The 23,307-nt window shown below is 60.0% G+C and carries 21 protein-coding genes; 13 read left to right on the top strand and 8 right to left on the bottom strand.

The window, feature by feature from the left end; translation table 11 throughout:
* Positions 1-153 precede the first annotated feature (153 nt).
* The 7 genes from ACTHV6_RS00105 to erm all read left to right on the top strand — a co-directional run bounded on the left by ACTHV6_RS00105 (position 154) and on the right by erm (position 7,656).
* Positions 154-1,911 (top strand): ABC transporter ATP-binding protein, encoded by a 1,758-nt coding sequence (locus ACTHV6_RS00105; RefSeq protein ID WP_441385219.1) that lies wholly within the window; start codon positions 154-156, stop codon positions 1,909-1,911.
* A complete protein-coding gene (locus ACTHV6_RS00100) occupies positions 1,908-3,842 on the top strand; it encodes an ABC transporter ATP-binding protein (RefSeq protein ID WP_441385218.1) in 1,935 nt (644 codons plus the stop codon). Before ACTHV6_RS00105 ends, ACTHV6_RS00100 begins: the two co-directional genes overlap by 4 nt.
* A 181-nt stretch (positions 3,843-4,023) precedes the next feature.
* The gene (locus ACTHV6_RS00095; RefSeq protein WP_441385217.1) at positions 4,024-5,298 is read left to right on the top strand and encodes an LLM class flavin-dependent oxidoreductase; all 1,275 of its coding nucleotides are present in this window, start codon (positions 4,024-4,026) and stop codon (positions 5,296-5,298) included.
* Positions 5,295-6,002, top strand: a complete 708-nt coding sequence (locus ACTHV6_RS00090; RefSeq protein WP_441385216.1) for a CE1759 family FMN reductase — start codon at positions 5,295-5,297, stop codon at positions 6,000-6,002. The genes ACTHV6_RS00095 and ACTHV6_RS00090 overlap by 4 nt, the downstream gene beginning before the upstream one ends.
* Before the next feature lie 108 nt (positions 6,003-6,110).
* Positions 6,111-6,359: an addiction module protein gene (locus ACTHV6_RS00085; RefSeq protein WP_441385215.1), complete on the top strand. Its 249-nt coding sequence runs from the start codon at positions 6,111-6,113 to the stop codon at positions 6,357-6,359.
* A complete protein-coding gene (locus ACTHV6_RS00080; protein ID WP_441385214.1) occupies positions 6,356-6,664 on the top strand; it encodes a type II toxin-antitoxin system RelE/ParE family toxin in 309 nt (102 codons plus the stop codon). Before ACTHV6_RS00085 ends, ACTHV6_RS00080 begins: the two co-directional genes overlap by 4 nt.
* A gap of 233 nt (positions 6,665-6,897) precedes the next feature.
* Positions 6,898-7,656 (top strand): 23S ribosomal RNA methyltransferase Erm, encoded by a 759-nt coding sequence (gene erm, locus ACTHV6_RS00075; protein ID WP_441385213.1) that lies wholly within the window; start codon positions 6,898-6,900, stop codon positions 7,654-7,656.
* A 6-nt stretch (positions 7,657-7,662) separates the two neighbouring features.
* Here the strand turns inward: erm and ACTHV6_RS00070 are convergent, their stop codons facing one another.
* The 4 genes from ACTHV6_RS00070 to ACTHV6_RS00055 form a co-directional block, all read right to left on the bottom strand.
* Positions 7,663-8,244, bottom strand: coding sequence for a dihydrofolate reductase (locus ACTHV6_RS00070; protein WP_441385212.1), 582 nt, complete (start codon positions 8,242-8,244; stop codon positions 7,663-7,665).
* A 72-nt stretch (positions 8,245-8,316) separates the two neighbouring features.
* Positions 8,317-9,120 carry a thymidylate synthase gene (locus ACTHV6_RS00065; RefSeq protein ID WP_441385211.1) on the bottom strand — a complete coding sequence of 268 codons (804 nt, stop codon included), beginning with the start codon at positions 9,118-9,120 and terminating at the stop codon, positions 8,317-8,319.
* 134 nt (positions 9,121-9,254) lie between these two features.
* Positions 9,255-9,692: an Hsp20/alpha crystallin family protein gene (locus ACTHV6_RS00060; RefSeq protein WP_441385210.1), complete on the bottom strand. Its 438-nt coding sequence runs from the start codon at positions 9,690-9,692 to the stop codon at positions 9,255-9,257.
* Positions 9,693-9,831: 139 nt separating this feature from the next.
* The gene (locus ACTHV6_RS00055) at positions 9,832-10,293 is read right to left on the bottom strand and encodes a DUF2505 domain-containing protein (protein WP_441385209.1); all 462 of its coding nucleotides are present in this window, start codon (positions 10,291-10,293) and stop codon (positions 9,832-9,834) included.
* Positions 10,294-10,326: 33 nt separating this feature from the next.
* Between ACTHV6_RS00055 and ACTHV6_RS00050 the strand changes: the two genes are divergently transcribed.
* Complete coding sequence (locus ACTHV6_RS00050) at positions 10,327-11,760, top strand: sensor histidine kinase (protein ID WP_441385208.1); 1,434 nt, start codon at positions 10,327-10,329, stop codon at positions 11,758-11,760.
* Positions 11,761-11,833: 73 nt separating this feature from the next.
* Here the strand turns inward: ACTHV6_RS00050 and ACTHV6_RS00045 are convergent, their stop codons facing one another.
* Together ACTHV6_RS00045 and ACTHV6_RS00040 are read right to left on the bottom strand one after the other, a co-directional pair.
* Entirely contained in the window at positions 11,834-12,088 is a 255-nt protein-coding gene (locus ACTHV6_RS00045) for a WhiB family transcriptional regulator (protein ID WP_188043839.1), read from the bottom strand.
* A gap of 181 nt (positions 12,089-12,269) precedes the next feature.
* Positions 12,270-12,965: an SOS response-associated peptidase gene (locus ACTHV6_RS00040; RefSeq protein ID WP_441385207.1), complete on the bottom strand. Its 696-nt coding sequence runs from the start codon at positions 12,963-12,965 to the stop codon at positions 12,270-12,272.
* A 124-nt stretch (positions 12,966-13,089) separates the two neighbouring features.
* On the opposite strand from ACTHV6_RS00040, the gene ligA reads away from it, so the two are divergent.
* Entirely contained in the window at positions 13,090-15,498 is a 2,409-nt protein-coding gene (gene ligA / locus ACTHV6_RS00035) for an NAD-dependent DNA ligase LigA (RefSeq protein WP_441385206.1), read from the top strand.
* 12 nt (positions 15,499-15,510) lie between these two features.
* Here ligA and ACTHV6_RS00030 read toward each other — a convergent pair whose 3' ends face one another.
* Positions 15,511-16,656, bottom strand: a complete 1,146-nt coding sequence (locus tag ACTHV6_RS00030; RefSeq protein WP_441385205.1) for an acyl-CoA dehydrogenase family protein — start codon at positions 16,654-16,656, stop codon at positions 15,511-15,513.
* 156 nt (positions 16,657-16,812) lie between these two features.
* On the bottom strand, positions 16,813-18,072 hold the full coding sequence (locus ACTHV6_RS00025) for a phospholipase D-like domain-containing protein (protein WP_441385204.1): 1,260 nt from the start codon (positions 18,070-18,072) through the stop codon (positions 16,813-16,815).
* Between the two features lie 99 nt (positions 18,073-18,171).
* Here ACTHV6_RS00025 and gatC point away from each other — a divergent pair, with 99 nt between their 5' ends.
* The 4 genes from gatC (at position 18,172) to ACTHV6_RS00005 (ending at position 23,100) form a co-directional block, all read left to right on the top strand.
* Positions 18,172-18,468: an Asp-tRNA(Asn)/Glu-tRNA(Gln) amidotransferase subunit GatC gene (gene gatC, locus ACTHV6_RS00020; RefSeq protein ID WP_441385203.1), complete on the top strand. Its 297-nt coding sequence runs from the start codon at positions 18,172-18,174 to the stop codon at positions 18,466-18,468.
* Complete coding sequence (gene gatA / locus ACTHV6_RS00015; RefSeq protein ID WP_441385202.1) at positions 18,468-19,985, top strand: Asp-tRNA(Asn)/Glu-tRNA(Gln) amidotransferase subunit GatA; 1,518 nt, start codon at positions 18,468-18,470, stop codon at positions 19,983-19,985. Before gatC ends, gatA begins: the two co-directional genes overlap by 1 nt.
* A gap of 8 nt (positions 19,986-19,993) precedes the next feature.
* Positions 19,994-21,490 (top strand): Asp-tRNA(Asn)/Glu-tRNA(Gln) amidotransferase subunit GatB, encoded by a 1,497-nt coding sequence (gene gatB / locus ACTHV6_RS00010; RefSeq protein ID WP_441385367.1) that lies wholly within the window; start codon positions 19,994-19,996, stop codon positions 21,488-21,490.
* A 221-nt stretch (positions 21,491-21,711) separates the two neighbouring features.
* Positions 21,712-23,100: an NAD(P)-dependent malic enzyme gene (locus ACTHV6_RS00005; protein ID WP_441385366.1), complete on the top strand. Its 1,389-nt coding sequence runs from the start codon at positions 21,712-21,714 to the stop codon at positions 23,098-23,100.
* Positions 23,101-23,307 lie beyond the last annotated feature (207 nt).

The raw sequence follows: 23,307 nt of genomic DNA, 5'->3' as shown, positions 1-23,307 counted from the left end.
GTCGGAGAGCGCTGGTACAGTCAGCGCAGTTGCGTTGATAGCAGCGTGTCCCGTGCAAAGACTTTGCGGCGCAGATTCTGTGGTGCAAGTCCGGCTGTTTGAGCTCTCGAGGCACACTCGCAAACGCCAGGTCAGAGGAAAAGACGGTGTGGAATGAAGCTAACTCAGTTTGTGGGTAAGAGGGACTGGGCCCTTGCGTTGGTGGCGGTTGCCGGGATTGTGGTTCAGGTGTATCTGGACCTCAAGGTGCCCGATTACATGCAGCAGATTACCCAAATCATTGTGAGCCCGAATGCGCAGCTGGGCGATGTCCTGCACGAAGGCATGCTTATGCTGGCCTGCGCGCTGGGATCGATGGTGGCAACGATTCTCGTGGCTTTCTGTGTGGCCATGGACGGTTCCACACTGGCTCGCCATATGCGCGCGGCGTTGTTCGAAAAGATCATGAGCTTCTCGATGACGGAGTTCAACAAGTTCACCGCGCCGTCCCTCATCACGCGCACCACCAACGATATCCAGCAGATCCAGATGTTTGTGGTGATCGGCCTTCAGGCTTTGGTGCGTTCACCGATCATGGCCGTATGGGCCATCTCCAAGATCGCCGGACAGAACGGTACATGGACGGCGGCTACGGCGGTCGCCGTGGTCGCCCTACTTATCCTTCTGGGAATCATTATGGGACTCGCGATGCCCCGTATGATGCGTATGCAGCGGATTACGGACGATCTGAACCGCGTAACCCGCGAACACCTGGGCGGCCTGCGCGTGATCCGCGCCTACCGGGCGCAGCGCTACCATACGAACCGATTTGAAGACACGAACGATGAGCTGACCTCCACCAACATGTACATCATGAAGGCGATGGCGCTGCTCATGCCTTCGCTCAATGTGCTGATGTCTGGCCTCTCTCTCGCGATCTACGCGCTGGGTGCCTCGATGATCGAGGCGGCTTCGATGCCCGAACAGCGCGTGCTCCTCATGTCCCAGATGATCGTGTTCTCCGCTTACGCGATGCAGGTGGTGGGCGCGTTCATGACCCTGACGTTCGTGTTCATCTTCTTCCCGCGCGCCCGCGTTTCCTACCGCCGCCTGCGCGAGGTGATGGAAACCGAGCCCTTGATTCACGACGGCCCCGTGGAGGCCCCAGCCGAGGGAGTATCGCCGGGCACGATTACGTTTGAGAATGTCACCTTTAGATTCCCGGATGCCGACGACGACGCCCTCCATGACATTTCCTTTACTGCCAGTCCGGGCCAAACGGTGGCTCTCATTGGCTCAACGGGATCCGGAAAATCATCGATCATCAATCTCATCCCGCGCTACTTTGACGTGCGGGAAGGCCGTGTTTTGGTGGATGGGGTTGACGTGCGCGAGTGGACACAATCGGCGCTGCGCGATCGGATCGGTTACGTGCCTCAAACGGCCACGCTGTTTACTGGCACCATCGCCTCGAACATCGATTTCGGCGAATCGGCACATGATGTGACGCCGGGAGACATTGTGGCCGCGGCCAAGACGTCCTATTCGGATGAGTTCATCGTCCAGAAGGATGATGGCTACGCCAGCAAGGTAGTGCGTGGCGGTGCCAACTTCTCTGGTGGCCAGAAACAGCGCTTGTCCATTGCTCGGGCGGTGGCGCGCGATCCCGAGATCCTCATCTTCGATGATTCGTTCTCCGCGTTGGATTACAAGACAGATCGTGGGGTCCGCGATAACCTCAATGAGTTTGCGGCTGACGCCACCAAGCTGATCGTTGCCCAACGAATCGGAACGGTTCGCGGCGCGGATCAGATTCTTGTGGTGGATCGCGGGCGGATCGTTGGCCAAGGTACCCACGAGGAGCTCATGGCAACAAACGCGGTGTATCAAGAGATTGCATATTCACAGTTGAGTGAGGAGGAGCTGGCATGAGCCAAAAGAACGTTGAGGAGCGCCCGGGCCAGCTGGATAGCGCCGTTTCTCAGGCCGCCGCTGGAACCGAATCGGCCCTCGAGATTCGTGATACCGAACTGGACGATGGGAGCGCGGGTCAGGGGCATGGCCCCGGGGACGGTCCGCATGTGCCCGCCGGTCAGGACGGCTCAACGAACCGTGGCCTAGGCATCGCCGCAATATTGAAGCGCTTGTTGCTCTTTGCTCGCCCGTTCTGGAACAAGATGATTCTTGCCGTTCTTCTGGCGATAGTGGGTGCCGCGCTCACCGTGATTGGCCCCCACTTCTTGGAGCGGATTACCAATGAGATTGAAGCGGGGCTTGCCAGCACCATTGATTTGGTGGAAGTACGGCGCCTGATCATCATCTCGGTCATTATTCTGGTGCTCAGCTTTATCGCGTCCTACATGCAGGCGCGCCTGATGGTTGACGCCACCCAGAAGACCTCCCAAAACTTGCGGTCCAGCTTAAACAAGAAGATCGACGGCATGCCGCTGGCCTACTTTGATAAGACGTCACACGGCGATACTCTTTCACGAGTCTCGAACGATGTGGATACGTTGTCTCAGACTCTCAACAGTGCCGTCTCCTCCGTGATCACCGGTGTGGCCACTCTTCTGGGCGCATCGCTCATGATGTTCATTACTGAGTGGCGGATGGCGCTTGCTGGCATGTTCGCAGCGGCGTTGGGCTTCATCCTCTCGCTGTTCATTATGAAGCACAGCCAGAAGTACTTCGTGTTGCGCCAACGTGAACTTGGCGCGCTTAACGGCATGATCGAGGAAACCTACTCCGGCCACTCTGTGGTGCGCGTGTACAACGCTGAGCGTTCGGCTAGGCACGAGTTCCACAACCGCAACGAGGCACTGTATAACACCTCGTGGAAGGCAGACTTCCTTGGCGGGCTCATGAATCCCGTGATGATGTTCGTGGGCAACTTGGGCTATGTTGTGGTGTGCGTGGTGGGCGCAATCCTCGTGATCAACGGGACCATCCCGATCGGCGTGATCGTGTCCTTTATGATCTATATTCGCATGTTCACGAATCCGCTGACCTCCATCGCTCAGGCGGCAACCGGCTTCCAGAACGCCACGGCGGCTGGGACGCGCGTGTTCGAGCTGATCGACGAAGAAGAGATGCCGGATGAAAGCGACAAGCCAGCCGATGTCCCGGCGGTGCGTGGCCACGTGTCCTTCGATCATGTGAAGTTCGGGTATGACCCGGATAAGACGATCATTCATGACTTCTCTGCGGAGGTATATCCGGGCCAGAAGGTGGCGATCGTTGGGCCAACCGGTGCCGGGAAAACCACGATGGTGAACCTCTTGATGCGATTCTATGAGATCGATTCCGGTGAGATCCGCATCGATGGTGTGCCAACCTCCAGCATGCGGCGTGAGAACGTGGATGCCTTGTTCGGCATGGTCTTGCAGGATACGTGGATGTTCAAGGGGACGATGCGCGAGAATCTCGTGTACCGCACCGAGGGCGTCACGCAGGAAGGCTTGGACGCCGTCGTGGAAGAAGTTGGACTCAAGGAGTTCATCAAGCAGCTTCCCGATGGCTACGAAACCGTCATGGAAGAGGACGGTGCACTGTCAGCCGGCCAGAAGCAGCTTGTCACCATTGCTCGCGCGATGCTTGCCGACGATCCGCTACTCATCTTGGATGAGGCAACGTCCTCCATCGATACGCGCACGGAGCAGCTTGTCCAGAAGTCTCTGGACACGCTCACCGCAGGGCGAACATCCTTCGTGATTGCCCACAGGCTCTCCACCATTCGTGACGCGGACATCATCTTCGTCATGCGCGATGGTGACATTGTGGAGACGGGTAAGCACACAGAGCTCCTCGCCAAGGGCGGGTTCTACTCCGATCTGTACAACTCCCAGTTCGATCCGGCTGAGTGATGCGGTTCTAGGGAGCCTTCTCTTCACGCGGCGGCGTGTGTCACACCGGGAATTCCCTTGCGGGGATCGCGTTATAACCAATGTGGTTGAGAATTCAACTACATCAGGATGATGTGTTGTGATGACCGTCTATGGTGGCCTGCCGCGGTGCCCGCTAGGCTGGCGTCGATAAGGGAGAAACATGCAGTTTGGAATCTTTAGCGTCTCGGACATTACGCAGGACCCCACCACGGGCCGCACGCCCAGTGAGAAGGAGCGTATCGATGCGATTGTCACGATTGCCAAACACGCTGAGGATATTGGGTTGGACGTGTTTGCTCTAGGGGAGCACCACAACCCGCCCTTCTTTTCTTCTTCACCCACCACCACTTTGGCCTACATCGGCGCACAAACCAAGAGGATCCTTCTCTCCACCTCCACCACTCTGATTACCACGAACGATCCGGTCAAGATCGCTGAAGATTACGCGATGCTGCAGCACCTGACGGACGGGCGTGTAGACCTCATGATGGGCCGCGGCAACACGGGGCCCGTGTACCCATGGTTTGGGAAGGACATCCGTCAGGGCATTCCGCTGGCCGTGGAGAACTACGACCTGCTACGCAAGTTGTGGGATAACGATGAGGTGGACTGGGAAGGTAAGTTCCGCACTCCGTTGCGTGGATTTACCTCTACCCCGCGCCCCTTGGACAACGTTGCGCCCTTCGTGTGGCATGGCTCCATTCGCTCGCCAGAAATTGCCGAGCAGGCGGCCTATTACGGGGACGGTTTCTTCCACAACAACATCTTCTGGCCCGCTTACCATACAAAGCGCATGGTGCAGCTGTATCGTCAGCGTTTTGCTCACTACGGGCACGGGCGCCCCGAGGATGCAATCGTGGGCTTGGGTGGCCAGTTCTACATGGCGAAGGACTCTCAGCAGGCGGTGCGCGAATTCCGGCCGTACTTTGACGTTGCGCCGGTATACGGCCACGGCCCAAGCTTGGAGGAGTTCACCGAGGAGACACCGCTGACTGTGGGATCGCCTCAACAGGTCATTGACCGGACGCTTGGCTTCCGGGACATGGTGGGCGATTACCAGCGTCAGCTGTTCCTCCTTGACCATGCCGGGTTGCCACTGAAGACGGTGCTCAACCAGTTGGATATGTTGGGAAGTGATGTCCTGCCTGTCCTCAAGAAGGAGTTTGCGGCTAAGGCCGAGCCGGGCACGCCGCAGGCTCCGCTGCATCCGCGCTACGCACGGGCCCTAGCTGGTGAAGATCCGGTGGCCCCAACTCCCGGCGTCGAAGTCTCGGACAATCCCGCACACGGCGCTGACTTCACCCTGGCTCCGGTGGGCGAAAACCCGAAGGCCGTTGATGATGTGACCGGCGCAAGCTTCTACGAGCAGGCGGCAAATGATAATGAGGCCGTGGCTCATGCAGATCATCTATTGAAGGAGACTCAAGCCAAGTGAAGGTCCTAGCGATTTCTGCAGGAACATCCGATACTTCGGCGAGCACACGGCTTGCAAAGAAGATCGGTGACGCCACCGATGGCCAGATCGAACTCATCGGTCTCAAGGCCTATGCACGCGATATCGCTGATGCCATCACTATGGGTTTCCCATCCGCGCGCCTCGATGAGGTGTTTGCTCAGGTTGCCGCGGCCGACGCAGTTGTGGCAGTGACACCCATCTACAACGCTATGCCTTCAGGGCTGTTCATTTCGTTTTTCGATGTGCTTCCAGAAGGCACACTTCAGGGCAAGCCCGTGGCACTCGGCGCGACGGGTGGAACACCACGCCACAGTCTGGTGATCGAACAGGCCGTGCGTCCGATGTTCGTGTATCTGCACGCCACAGTTCCCACCACGGCCGTATATGCCGCTACGGAGGATTGGGGAGCTCACGGCGAAGGATTCGAGGGCAGTGCGGGGCGAACCCTCGGGGCGCGAATTCGCCGCGAAGGCGAAGAGCTTGCCAACCTAGCGGCCATCGCTGGCGGAGATGTTAGAGGGCTTGCGCCCGTCGCACAGGAACCTGTTCCTCCGGCAGTCCCGCAATACCCCTCAGCAGGATCATCGGACAACTCCGGCTTAGCAGCGACGGGCAAGAGTTCCGAACAAGCGGCGATCGACGAATTCCCTGACTTCATCCCGTTTGATCAACTACTGAAGTAGGGGCTTGGTGGCCGAACTTCGATTGTGCCCACTCGTGGAGGTAATGCCGGAGCGAGTAGGTGGTCACCACTCTAGGCAGACTCAGGTCTCACATCGTAAACTTGACGCATGACACTGACTGAGCTTATCAAGGCGGCACGAGAACTCGCGCCAGAAGAGAAGCTGATTCTTGCCGACGAGCTTTGGGAAGAAGGCGTAGAGGCGTCCGAACCTGCCGTTGACGCAGAGTGGCGCGCAGAGTTTCGCCGCCGAATTGCCGACATTGATAACGGTAAGGTTGAGCTGGTCGATGGGCGTGAGACGATGCGACTTGCCCGTCAGAGACTAGCCGAGCGCCGAGCAGGAACCAATGTATGAGGTATAAGAGCTGGTGGGAGCATCCTGAGGCTCGGGCGGAGCTGCTCGATCAGGCTGACTTCCTTCCAGCGGCGGTCGCTGAGAGGCTCATCCAGAATGCTGAGAATGCTGTTGCTGACGTGGTGGAGGGGCCGGATGCTTGGCCGAAAGTGCCACTCTGGGTGGAGCCCCCGACACTACGTCGGAGGAAGATTAAGCCGTTTCGCATCAACGTCGTATATTACCTAGTTGATAATGAAGTACGTGTTATCGCCTACGCACATGAGCGCCGAAATCCTGACTACTTTGCACAGCGAGTTGAGTAGGACGACTCAGTGCGAGAGTAACTTCCTATTCTCTGGTAGCCTTGCGTCCATGGCAGTAATGATTTGCACGCCGCAGTTGGCGTGCTTCTACACAGTTCGTGAGCGCGTAGCCTAAGGGCGCGCACCACGTTACTCAGCGCGTCTACCTTCAGGCCATTTGCGCCTCGGGGGACAGCTTGTGCTATCTACACATACCTTCGAGGCGTTCCATTCTTGTTATTTGGAGCGCGCTCTTGCCTCGTTCTCAATGTGGTGGCCGCCATGAACTCGGCCAAAATTTCCTTCATCACAAACCCACGATCAACCTCATGGTCAGTCTGGTGGGACGCACTGCCGGACCGATCCTTGAGTTGGGTGCGGGAGACGGTGCTCTCACGCGCCCACTTTCACGCCTCGGACGCGATGTCACTGCGCTAGAAATTGACGAACATCGGGTTCACAAACTTCGCAGGAAGTTCCCGAGCGTCACTATCGTCCATGGCGACGCTTTGACCTGCCCGCTCAACGAGCCCGTGGTGGTGGGCAACGTTCCATTTCATCTCACAACTCCGATCCTGCGGCGCCTGCTGGAGAGCTCATCGTGGGAAGATGCCATCCTGCTCACGCAATGGGAGGTGGCGCGCAAACGCGCTGGTGTTGGTGGCAGCACGATGATGACCGCTCAATCTGCACCGTGGTTTACCTTCGGGCTCGAGGGGCGCGTTCCCTCATGGGGCTTTACCCCGCGGCCAAGTGTTGATGGTGGAATTCTTGTGGTGCACCGCCGGCATACGCCGTTATTGCGCGAATCTGATCGCGAAGGGTATGAGCGATTCGTCCGAGCCGCCTTCACTGCTCGCGGACGAACGCTCGCTGAAATCATTCAGAACGCTGGCCGGACCAGTGCCAAGAATGCTCGGCGGGCTATACAGTCAGCGCAAATCAAGGGAAGTAAACTTCCTCGGGATCTGGACGCCGCCCAGTGGGTGGCGCTGTGGAAGGCCGTGAGGTAAATGGCCTCAGAGCTGCTGGGAGCTTTCCGGGGTTGCGCCGGTGAAGAGGGTGAAACCTTCAGGCAGGCCGAGGCCCTGACGCGTGTACACGGTGAAGCGGTAACACAGGCCCGACTTCGCATCGGTGTTCCAGTCCGGAGCCTCGGGCGCCGCCTCCCGGAACTCCCACTCGGGTTCACCGAACCGCGGGGCAAACGCATCGGGATTCTCCACATTCACGTCAATATGGGTAACAGCCAGAATGTCCGCGAGGGGGAGCGCGGCCTCATAGATTTGTGCCCCGCCCATCACCCATGACAACGTGCCGGGCGCATCGGCGGCCAACACTTCCCCAAGATCGCGGGCCGCTTCGAGAGTTGAGACAACATGGGCGCCCTCCGCCGTGTAGGAGGAATCGCGAGTCACCACGATGTTCTCCCGCCCACTCAGCGGCTGGTACGTGGCCCCCAAACTCTCCCATGTTTTGCGGCCCATGATCACCGGGTGCCCCATCGTGGTGCCGCGGAAAAACGCCATGTCCTCAGGCACATGCCAGGCCATCGTTCCATCGCGGCCGATCGCCCGGTCGCGGCCTTGTGCCCAAATCATGCCTAGCAAGGGTGCCTCCTGGAGGAAATCGTCGTCGTCGTCGAAAAAAGGAACTGCGCTACCGCGAGACTACTAGACCGAAATCGGAGCCTTGATACCGGGGTGGTGTTGATAGCCCTCGGACGCGTCAATATCGGACATCTCGTAATCGAAGATCGAATCCGCCTGGTGTAGGCGCAGCGTGGGGAAGGGGAAGGGCTCGCGCGAGATCTGTTCGCGAACCTGATCCACATGATTGAGGTAGATGTGGCAATCCCCGCCCGTCCACACGAACTCACCAACCTCGAGGCCTACCTGCTGGGCCACCATGTGCGTGAGCAGGGCGTAGGAGGCAATGTTGAACGGCACGCCCAAGAACATGTCCGCGCTGCGCTGGTAGAGCTGGCACGACAGCTTGCCATCGGCCACATAGAACTGGAACAGCGCATGGCATGGCTGGAGCGCCATGTTGTCAAGATCCGCCACGTTCCACGCGGATACGATGATTCGTCGCGAATCGGGAGTGGTGCGCAGCTGATCAATGATCCGAGCGATCTGATCAATGTGTTCGCCGTTTGGAGCTGGCCAGCTACGCCACTGGTAGCCGTATACGGGGCCAAGTTCCCCGCTGGGATCCGCCCACTCATCCCAGATCGTAATGCCTTGTTCTTTCAACCACTCGATGTTGGTGGACCCCTTGAGGAACCACAGGAGTTCCCCCTTGACGGGCTTCATGGCCACAAACTTCGTTGTGAGGCGCGGGAAGCCCTTGGACAGGTCATATCGGATCTGGCGGCCAAACACCGAAAGCGTGCCGGTTCCCGTGCGGTCGGCCTTCTTTGTCCCATTGTTGAGGATGTCTGCCAGCAAGTCCTCGTAGGCACGGTTAATCTCCATGGTGCGATCCTATCGAAAGTGATCGAGTAGTGGGCAGGGTGCCCGGTGCCTAGGCGCAGCAAAAGCCGCCCACCCCCGTGTGATGAGTGGGGAGCGGGCGGCTGTGGCCTGTGGTTGTGAAGCGCCGAACCCTCTTAGCCTTCTTGGCCCTCTTCGATTACCGGGCTGCTCGGAGAATCCTTATGAGCCACCGAAATCTTGCGGGGCTTGGCTTCTTCGGCAACGGGCATCGTGAGCGTGAGGACGCCGTCCGCATAGTTGGCTTCAATGCGATCCGCTGCCAAACCGTAACCCAAGTTCAGCTGGCGGGCGAAGGTGCCTGCGGGGCGCTCGCGAGAGAGCCACTTGATATCTTCGCCGCTCTCCGCCGGGCGCTCTGCGCGCACCGTGAGAGTCCGCTCATCAATATCGATATCAATCGAATCCGGATTCACACCCGGAAGGTCAACGCGGGCGATGAACGTATCACCCTTGCGGTACAGGTCCATCGGCATTGCGGTGGAGCCTGGGACGCGTGCGTTGCCGTTGAAGAGGCGCTCCAGTTCGCGGAAAGGATCATATGTGGTTGCCATCGTTATCATCTCCATTATGTACTCCGGGGTGTTTCCCCGATCTGCTAACTAGAACGTATAGCTATGAGTGAGTATTCCGCAACTAAAGTTGAGTCTGGTTCGCTCAAGGTGAAGGTAGGGATGGAGGATGGTAGGTGGGCTAGTTTCCGGCAACAACTTCCTCGATATTGCGAACCTCGGCTCCGAGCAGGCGGTCAACCCAAGCGGCGCCCTTCTGCTCGATCTTGGAACCCATGATCGGGATCTTGACCTTGAACTCGCCATCAACGTCCCCAGCCGTTGGCGTATCGCCGTTCAGAGTGATCGTCCAGGACAGGTCAACGGGAGCTCCCTTGAGATCCAGCGAGTAATCCACCGTTGTCCCGGCGGCCACGGCGGTCACTGTGGCGTCCACGCCGTTCTTCACGAACGCCCGTGCTTGGGACGGGAGCTTATCGGCCGGAACCTTGGCGCGTGTGACGGCGGTGTTGCCTTCCGCCTTGTGATCAAACTCCGTGACGCCAAGAAGCGCCATCCGCTTGGCGGCCATTTCGGGTGAGAGTAGAGCGGAGACAATCTCATCGGCTGGAACATTGAGCATGAAACTTCTAGTGATATGCATATGACTATTGTGCACGATTGGCTCTACTCTTGAGTGGTGCCGACCTTAACGAACATCCTTAATCGCGTGAGTACCATCTCTCATCAGGACCGCGAATGGCTCCATCAACTGGTGGGTGACTGGCAGGTCATCTCAGACGTTGCTTTTGCTGATCTGTTGCTCATCGTTCCGGCTCCGAGCGGTGGGGTGATGTACGCAGGGCACTGTAGGCCAGCAACCGCCGCCACTCTCTTTGATGAGGACATGGTGGGCGTGCGGTGCGATCCGCAGCTTGTGGACCCGGCAACGGATGTGATGAAGGACGGGCGCAGCAGGGAGCGGGAGCTCCGCAACCTTGTTATCACCTTGCATGGGGTGCGCCGGGACAAAGAGATCATCGGCGTACTAGCCGTGGTCAAGGCCTTTGAACCTGATCGTGTTCCCTCCCAGATTCAAGGCAATTACGAACAGGTGGCTGACGCTCTCATCCATATGGTGTCAACCGGGGAGTTCCCGTTCGAGAACACACCAACCGGCATTCGCCACGGCACCCCGCGCCTGACCGATGGCATCGTGCAGATCGATGTGGACGGCACCATTCTGTATGCCAGCCCCAACGCTGTTTCCAGCTTCCATCGGCTGGGCTACCCGGGCTCATTACGTGGGCAGACGTTGGCTGAGATGGTCACGAACATGATTGAGGATCACTCGAGTGTGGATGAAACGCTCGCAGTGGTGGTGATGGGGCGCGCCCCGTGGCTGACTGAGCTTGAAACCAGCGGCGCCGTGTTGTCCATGCGCGCCGTTCCCCTGCTCGATCACGGTGAGCGGCTAGGTGCGATCGTCATGACCCGCGATATCACCGAGTTGCGGCGGCGCGAGCAGGAGCTCATCACCAAGGATGCGACGATTCGGGAAATCAATCACCGCGTGAAAAACAATCTCCAAACGGTGTCAGCCCTTTTGCGTATGCAGGCACGCCGCGCGCACGATGATGTCACGCGCCAATCGCTGGAAACTGCTCAACGCCGCATCTCCACCATCGCGGTGGTGCACCAAACGCTCTCCCAAACGCTGAACGAAACAGTGGATTTCAACGAGGTATTCGCACCGATTCTGCGCATGTCCTCGGATATTGCCGCCACGGGTGCTCACGTGACCACACAGTTGAGTGGCGAGTTCGGGAAAATCGGGGCGAATCAGGCAACTGCCCTCGCGGTGGTGCTCAACGAGCTAGTGACCAACGCTGTGGAGCATGGCGTATTTGCCGGCGGGCATCTTGACGTGACTGCCGAACGAAACGGGCGGCACCTTGCCGTTGAGATCGCTGATGACGGCGAAGGGCTGCAGGGCCACCAGCCGGGATCTGGGCTGGGCACCAGCATCGTGAAAACCATGGTTGCCGGGGAACTGCACGGCAACATCGGGTGGCGTGACCGCGAAGGTGGCGGAACGCTTGTGCACCTTGATGCCGAAATTGATGGATAGCCATTAAGGCTAGACACAAGAAGGATGGGACCGGCGTGGTCCCATCCTTCTCTACTATGTAGGGTCTCTCTGCTCAGCCAACGTTCGAGCGGCGCGCACGCGCGGTGCGGCGCTTCAAGGAACGGCGCTCATCTTCTGAGAGGCCACCCCACACGCCGGCATCCTGCCCGCTTTCCAACGCCCACTTGAGGCACACATCGGACACTTCACAGCGGTTGCATACGCGCTTGGCCTGTTCGATTTGCGCTATGGCCGGACCGGAGTTCCCAATGGGGAAGAACAGCTCGGGATCTTCAGTAAGACACGCTGCCCGGTGACGCCAATCCATGCAAATAACTCCTTAAACCGCCGAAGCCGGACGTGTAAGTGCCCGGCCCGATAGGTACATTTGAACTGTTATTAAGCGTTGCAGCTTTTGCTGGGCGCGTAAAGAGATAAAAACGTGATCTTTTCCCCGCGGAATGTCTCTTCACATCTGAGCGCCAAATGGGTACACAACCGCCCAGAGCTCACAATGCAACGATGTTCTCCGGGGTGTTATGTCGCGGGTTTCCCACGCTTTTCCCTACGATTTCCGCCACGAGTTCTTCGTTGGGACGTTCGATGATTGCGCGGGCCGTGGCCGGATCTGTGAGGTGGGGATCCAGCCACGAATCGTTATCTTCGCTCCACAACACAACGGGAGCCCGATCATGAATTTGGGACAATGGTCCCTCTGCGGCCCGGGTGATGATCGTTGCTGAGAGCAGCCACGAGCCGTCCGGCTTCTTCCACCACCCGTACAGCCCCGCGAAACCGAGCGGCCTGCCATCCGGCAAATGGATGTAGTACGGAATCTTCCCATCGGCCGCCGCCTGCCACTCGAAATAGCCGTTGGCCGGAATGATGCACCGCCGCTTCTTGAGGGATGGGGCAAAGGCGCGCTTTTCTGCCACGGTTTCCATCCGAGCGTTGATGAGCTGGGGCCCACGCGCCGGTTCCTTCGCCCACGGGGGCACCAAGCCCCAGCGTGCCACGTGCAGCTCGCGCGAAATCCCGCCACCCGCATCGCTATCGAGCAGCCGCTCCACAATAATCGCGATGTTGTGGGTGGGCGCCACATTCCACGAGGGCGCCAAGCCCTCCGTCTCTTCGCCCAGAGAATCCAGATCGAAGGCCAGCTGAATATCGTTTGACGCCATGAAAGAGGCGTATCGGCCGCACATAGGGCAAGTTTAATTGACGACGACGGCGGATCCCCACGCCCGTTCCATGTTCGGCTCCGCTGGGCCATCGTTCAGAGTTGCCGATCCTCTCGCCCTTTGACCCGGGGTAGGGGACAATAGCACCGTGACGAATACAGACTCGATTCCATCAACGCTCGACGCGGCCAAAAGCCGGTGGGAAGAGCTTGCGCCACTCGTAGAAAGTGCACAGGTGGCCTACCACTCGGGCGCCGCCCCTGAGATCACGGACGATCACTACGATCACCTGATTCACGAGATGCGGAGGATCGAATCCGCCTACCCCGAGCTGTCCAGCCAAGATTCGCCCACACAAACGGTGGGTGCTGATCCTGCGGCCACGGGCTTCCCGCCGGTTGAGCATCTGGAGCGCCTGTTCTCCCTGCAGGACGTGTTCACCATGGAGGACCTGCAGGGGTGGTACAACACGATGGAGGCGGAGCTTCCCTCCGATTTCGCGGTGACCGCCGAGGCGAAGATCGATGGGTTGGCCCTCAACCTGCGCTACGAGAATGGCGAACTGACGGTTGCGGGCACCCGCGGTGACGGCGTGACGGGCGAGGACGTGACAGCCAACGCGAAAACGATTGGCGCCATCCCCGTTCGCCTTGCGGGGCGCGGCTGGCCCGAGGTGATGGAGGTGCGCGGAGAGGTGTTCTTTCCCCTCAAGGAATTCGCGGAATTCAACGCCAAGCTGCGCGAAGCCGGACACAAGGAATACGCGAACCCCCGCAACGCCGCCGCCGGTTCCTTGCGGCAGAAGGATTCTCGCAACACGGCCGCCCGCCCACTGGCCTTCATCGCCCACGGGATCGGTGCACTTACTGGGGTGCCGGAAGAAACGGGCACGGAGCTCAGCACTCAAGAAGGCGTGTACGAGGCCTTCGCCCGATGGGGCATCCCGATCTCCCCTTACACGGAGATCGTCAGGACGTGGCAGGGGGTCGAGGCCTTCATCACGAAGTACGGCGAGGACCGCTACGGGTTGATTCACGGGATCGATGGCGCCGTGTTCAAGGTGAACAATCGGGGCCTTCAAGACAGGCTGGGCTTCACATCGCGTGTGCCGCGCTGGGCCGTGGCCTACAAGTACCCGCCGGAGGAAGTAGAAACAAAGCTTCTGGACATCCGCACTCAGGTGGGCCGCACGGGCAGGGTCACCCCGTTCGCGGTGATGGAGCCCATCACGGTAGCCGGCTCAACGGTTTCTCAGGCCACCTTGCACAATCCCACCGAGGTAGCACGCAAGGGCGTGCTGATCGGTGACACGGTGATCCTACGCAAGGCCGGGGATGTGATCCCCGAGGTTGTTGGCCCGGTGTTGGCCCTGCGTGATGGCACCGAACGCGAGTGGCACATGCCCGAAGAATGCCCATCGTGCGGCACGCCCGTTGCACCGGCGAAGGCCGGCGATGTAGACATGCGCTGCCCGAACACACGAAGCTGCCCGGCCCAGCTGACCGAACGCGTCAGCCATATCGGCTCGCGCGGAGCCCTCGATATCGAAGCGCTGGGCGATCAGACGGCCTTGTGGCTGACCGAACCTGAATCCGGACGGGCCGATGCCCTCACCGCCCTCGCAACCGGCCACACCCTCCTCATCGAAGATCCACTCACAGGCCGGGACCACAAGATTTCGGTGAGCCACGAAACAATGGTGGAACTGGGCGTCGTGGACGCCGATGGCGCGCTGTTACACAGCGAGGAGATCATCCCCGCAGATCTGCAGCGCAGCTTCGGCATACCCGAGGCACAAGAACCACTGCTCCATACCGAAGCGGGGCTATTTGCACTGACCGCCGAGGACGTGCGTGACGTGTGGATCTGGAAGGAAGTGCGCACCAAGGGCTCGCTCACCGGCGATTACCGGCGCGTGCGGGCAGCGTGGACCAAGCCAAAGTGGAAGCGCCCGCGCGGGGGCCAGCCCGAGCTTCAGGCGGCGTCAGCCCCGGGCAAGGCCATCGAAAAGATCGTGGATGAGCTGAAAAAGGCACGGGGCAAGGAGCTATGGCGCAAGCTGGTGGCCCTGTCCATTCGCCACGTGGGCCCCACCGCCGCCAGGGCGCTCGCGGCAGCCCACCCGAATCTGGACGAGTTGCGCGCGGCCAGCCTCGAGGAACTCGCCAATGTGGAAGGGGTTGGCCAGATCATCGCCGAATCCTTCCACGAGTGGTTCGATGTGGATTGGCACCGCGAGATCGTGGAGCAGTGGGAAGCCTCCGGCGTGGTGTTCGCCGATGAGGTCCTAGACGCACCCGGAACAACTCCTCAAACGCTGGCCGGCATGACGATCGTGGCCACCGGAAGCCTTGAGGGCTACACCCGGGATTCCGTGAAGGAAGCCATCCTCTCCCACGGAGGCAAGGCGGCCGGATCAGTCTCCAAGAAAACAACGGCCGTGGTGGCCGGGGAGAACGCCGGATCCAAGGTAACGAAGGCCGAAACCCTTGGAGTACCGATTCTGGATGAGGAGCAGTTCAACGCCCTCCTAGAATCCGGCGATCTCCCCGAATAACCGCCCGCAGCCCTAGTCCGTCACGGGCCCCAGCAGGGCGCTGGCCCAGGCACCGTGAAGTGATTCCTGATCGGAGGGCTGGAACAGTCCGGCCACCACATCGCGGTACAGGCGCGAGAGCTCGTGCTTCGAGTAGTAGGAGGAGCCGCCGCAGGCACGCAGGCACTGCTCCACGGTGCGTAGCGAGGCCTCAGCAGCCGCGTTCTTCGCGGCGGACAGCTGGGGCATCCACATGGCCCCGCGATCCACGCCCGCATCAACATCGTGCGCCAGTTCACGAATCTGAGGGCCCACGGCGTTCATCTCAAGGGCGGCGCTCGCGATGCGCCAGCGAATATCCGGATCGTTGGCGTACACGGTCTGGTTCTTGACGGACTTACGGGTCTTGACATGTTCAACGGCCACCTCGATGGCGCGTTCGCCAATGCCGGCGTAGGTGGCGGCCAGAAGGATCTCGAAGTGAGCAAAGATGCCAAACACCACCGGATCGGCGGATGGGCCAGGATCGGTCCGGGTAAGAATCTGGGATTCTGGCGCCCGTGCACCAGCCAAGAGCAAGGTTTGGGACTGCGTGGAGCGCATCCCGAGGGTGTCCCAATCGTCCTTGAACTCGATGCCGCCACCGTCCCGGCCCAGGATCGCAAATACGGACTTGACCCCGTCCTGCCCGGAATCGTCACGCCCGAAGGTCAGAAGCTTGTCCCATGCGGGCGCCAGCGAGTTGAAAATCTTGGTGCCGGTGAAGGAGTAGCCACCCTCCCCGTCAGGTTCGGCGCTGGAGGTGGAACCGAACAACACCAGATCGTTGCCGGGTTCCGATATACCAAACCCGAACAGCTGGCCATCCACGGCATCGCGCAGGATCGCCTCGCCGCGGGCGTTCCCTGACCGCACAAGGTGAGCACCCAAGCCCACAATGATCTGGTGCATATTGATTCCCAGTGCGGTGCCGGGGGAGGCCTTGGCCAGCCGAGTCTGTTCGGCTGCGATCTCCTGAAGGTTCAGGCCGCCGCCCCCAAACTCCGTGGGCACAAACGCCCCAAGGTAGCCGGCGCCCTTGAGATCCTCGAGATCATCGAAGGGGAACACGTTCTCTGCATCATGCCGCGCCGCGCGCGAATGAATGGTGGATAGAAGCTCTTCGCTGAGGAATGCCACGCCCAATACTCCTTGATAGTGCACTATGTTCGGGAAACCGCCACGAATGCGGCACTACCACCCTATCCAGTGCCGAAAGGCCCAGAACAGTCCTACAGCTGTAGGTGAAAGCGCTGGGAGGGCGCCGTCGTCGTCGAAAAATCCGTGCAAACCCAACTACATCAACGGCGCAAGCGGCTTCAAAATCCGCTCAAGAACCCGAACGGCCGCGGACCGCTGCGCCCACGTATCGATCGTGAGCTCGCGCGAATTGGATTCGTCCACCGCGAAGATGCGCTCCATGGCATCGGCAAACTCGGCTCCGAAAATCTCCATGTTGATTTCGAAGTTTCCACGCAGGGATAGCCGGTCAATGTTCGCGGTGCCAACGGTGGACCACTGCCCGTCAATCGTCATGGTTTTCGCGTGAATCATGGCCTCCTCGTACAGGAAGATCTTCACTCCCAAACGCAGGAGTTCCTCGTAATGGGAGCGGGCCACCCAATCGGCATAGATGTGGTTCGAATACTCGGGAATCAGCACGCGCACGTCCACCCCGCGCTGGGCGGCGTGGGTGAGCGCCTCCATCATCGGTTCGTCCGGGATGAAGTAGCCCATGGTGATCCAGGCGCGTGTATGTGCACGGTTCAGGGCCTCCAAATACAGGGCGCTGATGGGATAAATGGCCCGAGATGGCGCGTTCTCGATCGTACGAATCGATGGCTCCCAATCCGTCAGATTGATCGGGTCCATCCGCGGATCGTCCTGCTGGTGATACGAGTTCCACATGGTGATGAACGAACTCTTGAGCAGTCCGGAGGCAGGGCCCTCCACACGCAAATGCGTATCCCGCCACTTGCGTGCATACAGCGTTCCCACGTTGTACCCGCCGCCGTAGGCAACGTCCGAATCCACGGTGAGGATCTTCCGGTGGTCGCGGCCCTTATCGCGTTCGCGGCCGGTCAGGATCCCGGTGCGTACCAGCGGGAAGTTGATGACGTGCAGGTTGGACATCTTCGGGAAATGGCGGTAGCGCGGATCCTGATTGAGGTTGCCCCACGTGTCCAAAATGATATGGACGTCCACGCCGCGGCGGGCCGCATCGATGAGGGCCTCGCGGAACGTGTAGCCCATCTCATCCGATTTCACAATGAATGATTCGAAGAAGATCGAATCCTGAGCGTTGCGGATATCCCTCAGCATGTCATCGTAAAGATCTTGCCCGTAGGTATAGATCCTGAACTGGTTCTTTCCCACGGGGACGTCCTGTGGGGGAAGGTGAGGAAACACGCCGGTTTGTGGTTCGCGGCGCTTGCGCATGTCATCAATCGCCATAACGGTGGTGATGGCCGCCAGCTGTACTCCAACCGCGCCGGCGGCCGCCCAACGCACACCTTTTTCTACTTGGTCCCGCGTGGGAAGAGTGAATCGCGCCATGGGTATTACACTAGCGGGCGCGCCCATCCGGGGCCATTTCAACGCGATATTGGTGGATCGGTTCGGGCATATGTGGGACAAGCACGTAGAATCGTCAGCATGTCGTCATTCTCTGAAGACGAGGTTGCCCGATTGGCCGGCCTCGCACGAATTGCTCTTACTCCTAGCGAGGTCGAGCGGTTGGCGGATGAACTTGGCGTGATTGCGGATTCCGTTGCGAAGGTGTCCGAAGTTGCTACGCCCGATGTTCCCGCTACGAGCCACCCGATCCCGCTCACCAACGTGATGCGCGAAGATACGGTGGTGCCCACTCTCGATCGCGAAGAAGTCTTGGCATCAGCGCCCGCGGACGAGGACGGGAAATTCCTCGTTCCACAGATCCTTGGGGAGGAATAGTGAACGAACTTCTCAAGAAGTCCGCGCTTGAACTGGCGGACCTGTTGGCCGCCGGAACGATTACGTCCGTGGAGCTGACTCAGGCGTGTTTGGACCGGATTCACGCGTTGAACCCGCGAGTTAACGCGTTCCTTTTTGTCGACGACGACGGAGCCCTGGCCACCGCCCGCGAGATCGATGAGCGCAGGGCAAACGGTGAGAAGCTTGGCCGCCTTGCCGGGGTGCCCGTAGCTCTCAAGGACAACATGGTCACCCGCGGGATGGAAACCACCTGCGGTTCCAAGATCCTCAAGGGCTGGAAGCCACCGTATGACGCCACTGTGACGCTCAAGGTGCGCGAGGCAGGCATGCCCATGGTGGGTAAAACGAACATGGACGAATTCGCCATGGGTTCCTCTACCGAACACTCCGCTTATGGCCCCACGGGTAACCCGTGGGATTTGGGGCGAATTCCAGGGGGATCTGGTGGCGGAAGCGCCGCCGCGGTTGGCTCCTTCATGGTGCCGCTCGCTTTGGGATCGGATACCGGCGGTTCCATCCGCCAGCCGGGTGCCGTCACGGGCACCGTTGGGGTCAAGCCCACCTATGGCGCCGTGTCCCGGTATGGCCTCGTGGCCATGGCATCCTCACTGGACCAGATCGGGCCGGTGGCTCGCACCGTTGCCGATGCCGCCGCGCTTCAGGAGGTTGTGGGCGGATACGATCCCCACGATTCCACCTCTCTGAACGAACCCGTGGCCGCTCTGGAGAAGATTGCGGTTCAGGCGCAGGCTGCGGGTCAATCGCTGGCCGGCACGCGCATTGGCGTTGTGGATGAGTTGCAGGGAGAGGGCTACCAGAAGGGTGTTCTCGATTCCTTCAACGAATCTGTTGCGATTTTGGAAGGGCTTGGGGCGGAGATCGTTCACGTATCCTGCCCGTCCTTTGATTACGCGCTCGCGGCGTACTACCTCATCATGCCGGCGGAGGCTTCCTCCAATCTGGCGCGATTTGACGGGATGCGCTACGGAATTCGTGTGGAGCCCACCGATAAGCGGGCCACGGCCGAAACCGTTATGGCGGCCACCCGTGAGGCGGGCTTCGGTGACGAGGTTAAGCGGCGCATCATTCTGGGCACTCACGTGCTCAGCGCCGGATATTACGATGCCTACTATGGCAGCGCTCAGAAGGTGCGCACTTTGGTGCAGCGCGATTTCGCTGCGGCCTTTGACAAGTGCGACGTGCTGGTATCGCCAACGGCGCCCACCACGGCCTTCAAGTTCGGCGATAAGATTGATGACCCGATGGCTATGTATCTCAACGATATTGCCACCATTCCCGCCAACTTGGCTGGTGTGCCGGGGCTGTCCCTGCCGAGCGGGGTGGCCAGCGAAGACGGGCTTCCGGTTGGCTTCCAGATTCTGGCGCCGGCCCACGAGGACGCGCGCATGTACCAGATCGCTGGGGTGCTAGAGGCGGGAATCGGGGAGCCGATTGCTTTGGGCTGCCCGGCTGGCGAGTGGGAGGAGCAGGCGTAATGGCGAAGATAGCGGAACTCATGGATTTCGATGAGGCTGTCAAGCGTTTCGATCCGGTGATCGGGCTTGAGGTTCACGTGGAGCTGGGGACGGACACCAAGATGTTTGACGGTGCGCCCAACGCGTTTGGCGGAGCTCCCAATACGTTCGTCACGCCCGTGTCCCTCGGGCTTCCGGGGTCCCTTCCTGTGGTCAACTCGAAGGCCGTGGAGTACGCGATCAAGATTGGGCTGGCGCTGAACTGCTCCATTGCTGAGAGCTGTCGGTTCGCAAGGAAGAACTACTTCTATCCGGATCTGACGAAGGCGTTCCAAACGTCTCAGTCCGATGAGCCGATCGCGGCCGAAGGCTATCTAGATCTGGATCTGGAAGATGGCCGCGTGTACCGCTTCCCGATCGAGCGAGCTCACATGGAGGAGGACGCGGGGAAGAACACCCACGTGGGCGGCGATGGTGGCCGTATCCGAAACGCGAAGTATTCGCTGGTGGATTACAACCGTGCCGGCGTGCCATTGGTGGAGATCGTGTCCCACCCGGCAACGGGTATTGGGGCCCATGCGCCAGAGGTTGCTGCGGCCTACGTGCGATCGTTGCGGGACATCTTCCGGGCTCTGGGTGTGTCCGAGGCGCGGATGGAACGCGGGAACGTTCGTGCGGACGTCAACGTGTCCTTGCGCGATACGCCCGATTCGCCGCTGGGTACACGAACCGAAACGAAGAACGTCAACTCCTTCCGCGGGATCGAAAACGCTGTGCGTTACGAGATCCAGCGCCAGGCCGCGATCTTGACCTCAGGCGGCACCGTGATTCAGGAGACGCGGCATTACCACGAGGAGGATGGAAGCACATCCTCCGGCCGTGTGAAGTCCGATTCCGAGGATTACCGCTACTTCCCCGAGCCGGATCTGGTGCCTGTGGCACCCGATCGTGAGTGGGTTGAGGAGCTTCGTGCCGGACTGCCGGAGCTGCCCATCGCACGGCGGCGCCGGATCAAGGAGGAATGGAAGCTCTCTGGCGAAGAACTGCGTGATTTGGTCAACGCCAACGCCATCGATCTGGTGGAAGATTCCATCACGGCGGGTGCAACGCCGGCTGGCGCGCGCAAGTGGTGGATGGGGGACATCTCCCGGTTCGCCAAGAACGCTGAGATCGAACTAGAGGATGCTCCCGTCAGCCCGGCCGATGTGGCCGAACTGGACAAGCTGGTTGCCGGGGGCAAACTCAATGACAAGCTGGCGCGGCAGGCCCTCGAAGGGGTTCTGGCAGGCGAGGGGACGCCCGGCGAGGTGGTGGCAGCGCGCGGGCTGGAGATCGTATCGGATGATGGTGCGTTGGTATCTGCCGTTGACGAAGCTCTGGCCGCAAACCCGGACATCTTGGAGAAGATCAAGGGGGGTAAGGTGCAGGCTGCCGGCGCCATCGTTGGTGCAGTCATGAAGGCAACACGTGGTAAGGCCGATGCCGCTCGTGTTCGCGAGCTCATTATGGAGCGTGCGCAGCAGTAGGTGCTGCACGCCCGCGTGGCGGGGCTCCGATGATTCGGGGCCCCGCTTTGTCATGTAACAACACGTGGTTTTGAGACAAAATATGGGACTAAAGAACTATAATCCGGGGACCTGCAAGCCGGTGGGGTAGCATGATGTGCGGATCTGAAAGTGGTCAGACCAGTCCGTAAGGTGGCGGCATGCCACAACTGCTTTGGCCCTTGCTATTTGGAGGTTATCCGATGCCCATGACAAGCCCGAGTTACACCGTCACCATGCGGGTTCAGGTGCCGTCAAACCCGCGTGCGACCCAGCACCTTGTCGAGGCGGTTGCTGATGCGAGCGCTCTCGTAACCGGAATTGACATGTTGCAATCCGAAGCGGACTCGCTCACTGTTCTCCTCACATGCGATTGCGTCAACACCCCTCACGTCAACGAAGTACGTGACCGCATCGAGATGATGGTGGGCACGCGCGTTATCGAGATTTCTGACGCCACGCTCGAAGCGCACAAGGGCGGAAAGATTTCGGTTTCGCTCAAGAACCCTCTGCGGACCCGTCAGGACTTGGCTCGGATCTATACGCCGGGCGTTGCTCGCGTGTGCAAGAAGATCGCTCGCGATAAGGACTATGCACGCCAGTACACCATCAAGAAGAATACGGTGGCAGTGGTCACGGACGGTACGGCCGTGCTGGGCTTGGGCGATATCGGACCTGAGGCCGCCCTGCCGGTGATGGAGGGCAAGGCTGCCCTGTTCAAGGAGTTCGGCGGCGTCGATGCCTGGCCGGTGTGCTTGGACACGAAGGACACGGAGGAAATCATCTCCATCGTCAAGGCCATTGCGCCGGTATACGGAGGAATCAACCTTGAGGACATCTCCGCGCCGCGCTGCTTCGAAATCGAAGAGCGCCTGCGCGATGAGCTAGATATCCCCGTGTTCCACGATGATCAACACGGAACAGCTATCGTCACATTGGCGGCACTGATCAACGCTCTGCGCGTTGTGGATAAGAAGATCGAGGACGTGCGGATCGTCCTGTCTGGTGTGGGCGCTGCCGGATCGGCCATCATCCGTTTGCTTAAACTCCATGGGGCTACAGATATCATCGGGTGCGGCCGTAACGGAGCACTCGGGCCCTTCCGGGAGGAAGCTAACCCGCATCGCAACTGGCTCGCTCAGAACACGAACCCTCGTGGGGTGGAAGGCAGTCTCAAGGATGTGCTGGCAGGAGCTGACGTGTTCATTGGCGTCTCCTCAGGCAACATTCTGACTGGTGATGACATCGCCACGATGGCCGATGATGCGATCGTGTTCGCCATGTCCAACCCAACTCCCGAAGTGGATCCCGCCGATGCGGGCAAGCATGCCGCCATCGTGGCCACGGGGCGTTCGGACTACCCGAACCAGATCAACAATGTGCTGGTGTTCCCTGGGCTGTTCAAGGGCATGCTCAAGGCGGGCGCCTCACAGATCGATGATGAGATGCTCCGCGCCGCCGCCATCGCCGTTGCCAACGTGGTGGGCGATGATCAGCGCAACCCCAACTACATCATCCCCGGTGTGTTTGATAGCCGCGTGGCAGATAACGTATCCGCCGCGGTTGCCACCTACATCAAGGAGAACCAGTAGCTCCCGGTCTGGCATTGGACGGGTAGTTCTCGATCTGGCAGGTGGCCAGCAGCGCGCGCCCTACGGGTCTCGTCCCGCGGCCGCAAGCCCCGCGGCCTGTCATTGGACCAGGCCGTTAGCCCTCGTTTTCGCGTTCGACAACTTACGGCGCTTGTTGACCTGTTATACCTTGTCAACGGGCGCCGTAAGTGGTCCAGAGCGTCGGCA

The organism is Ancrocorticia sp. (assembly GCF_052089425.1).
In the GTDB taxonomy this organism is placed as follows: domain Bacteria; phylum Actinomycetota; class Actinomycetes; order Actinomycetales; family Actinomycetaceae; genus Ancrocorticia.
This window is presented reverse-complemented; position numbering and strand designations above follow the sequence as displayed.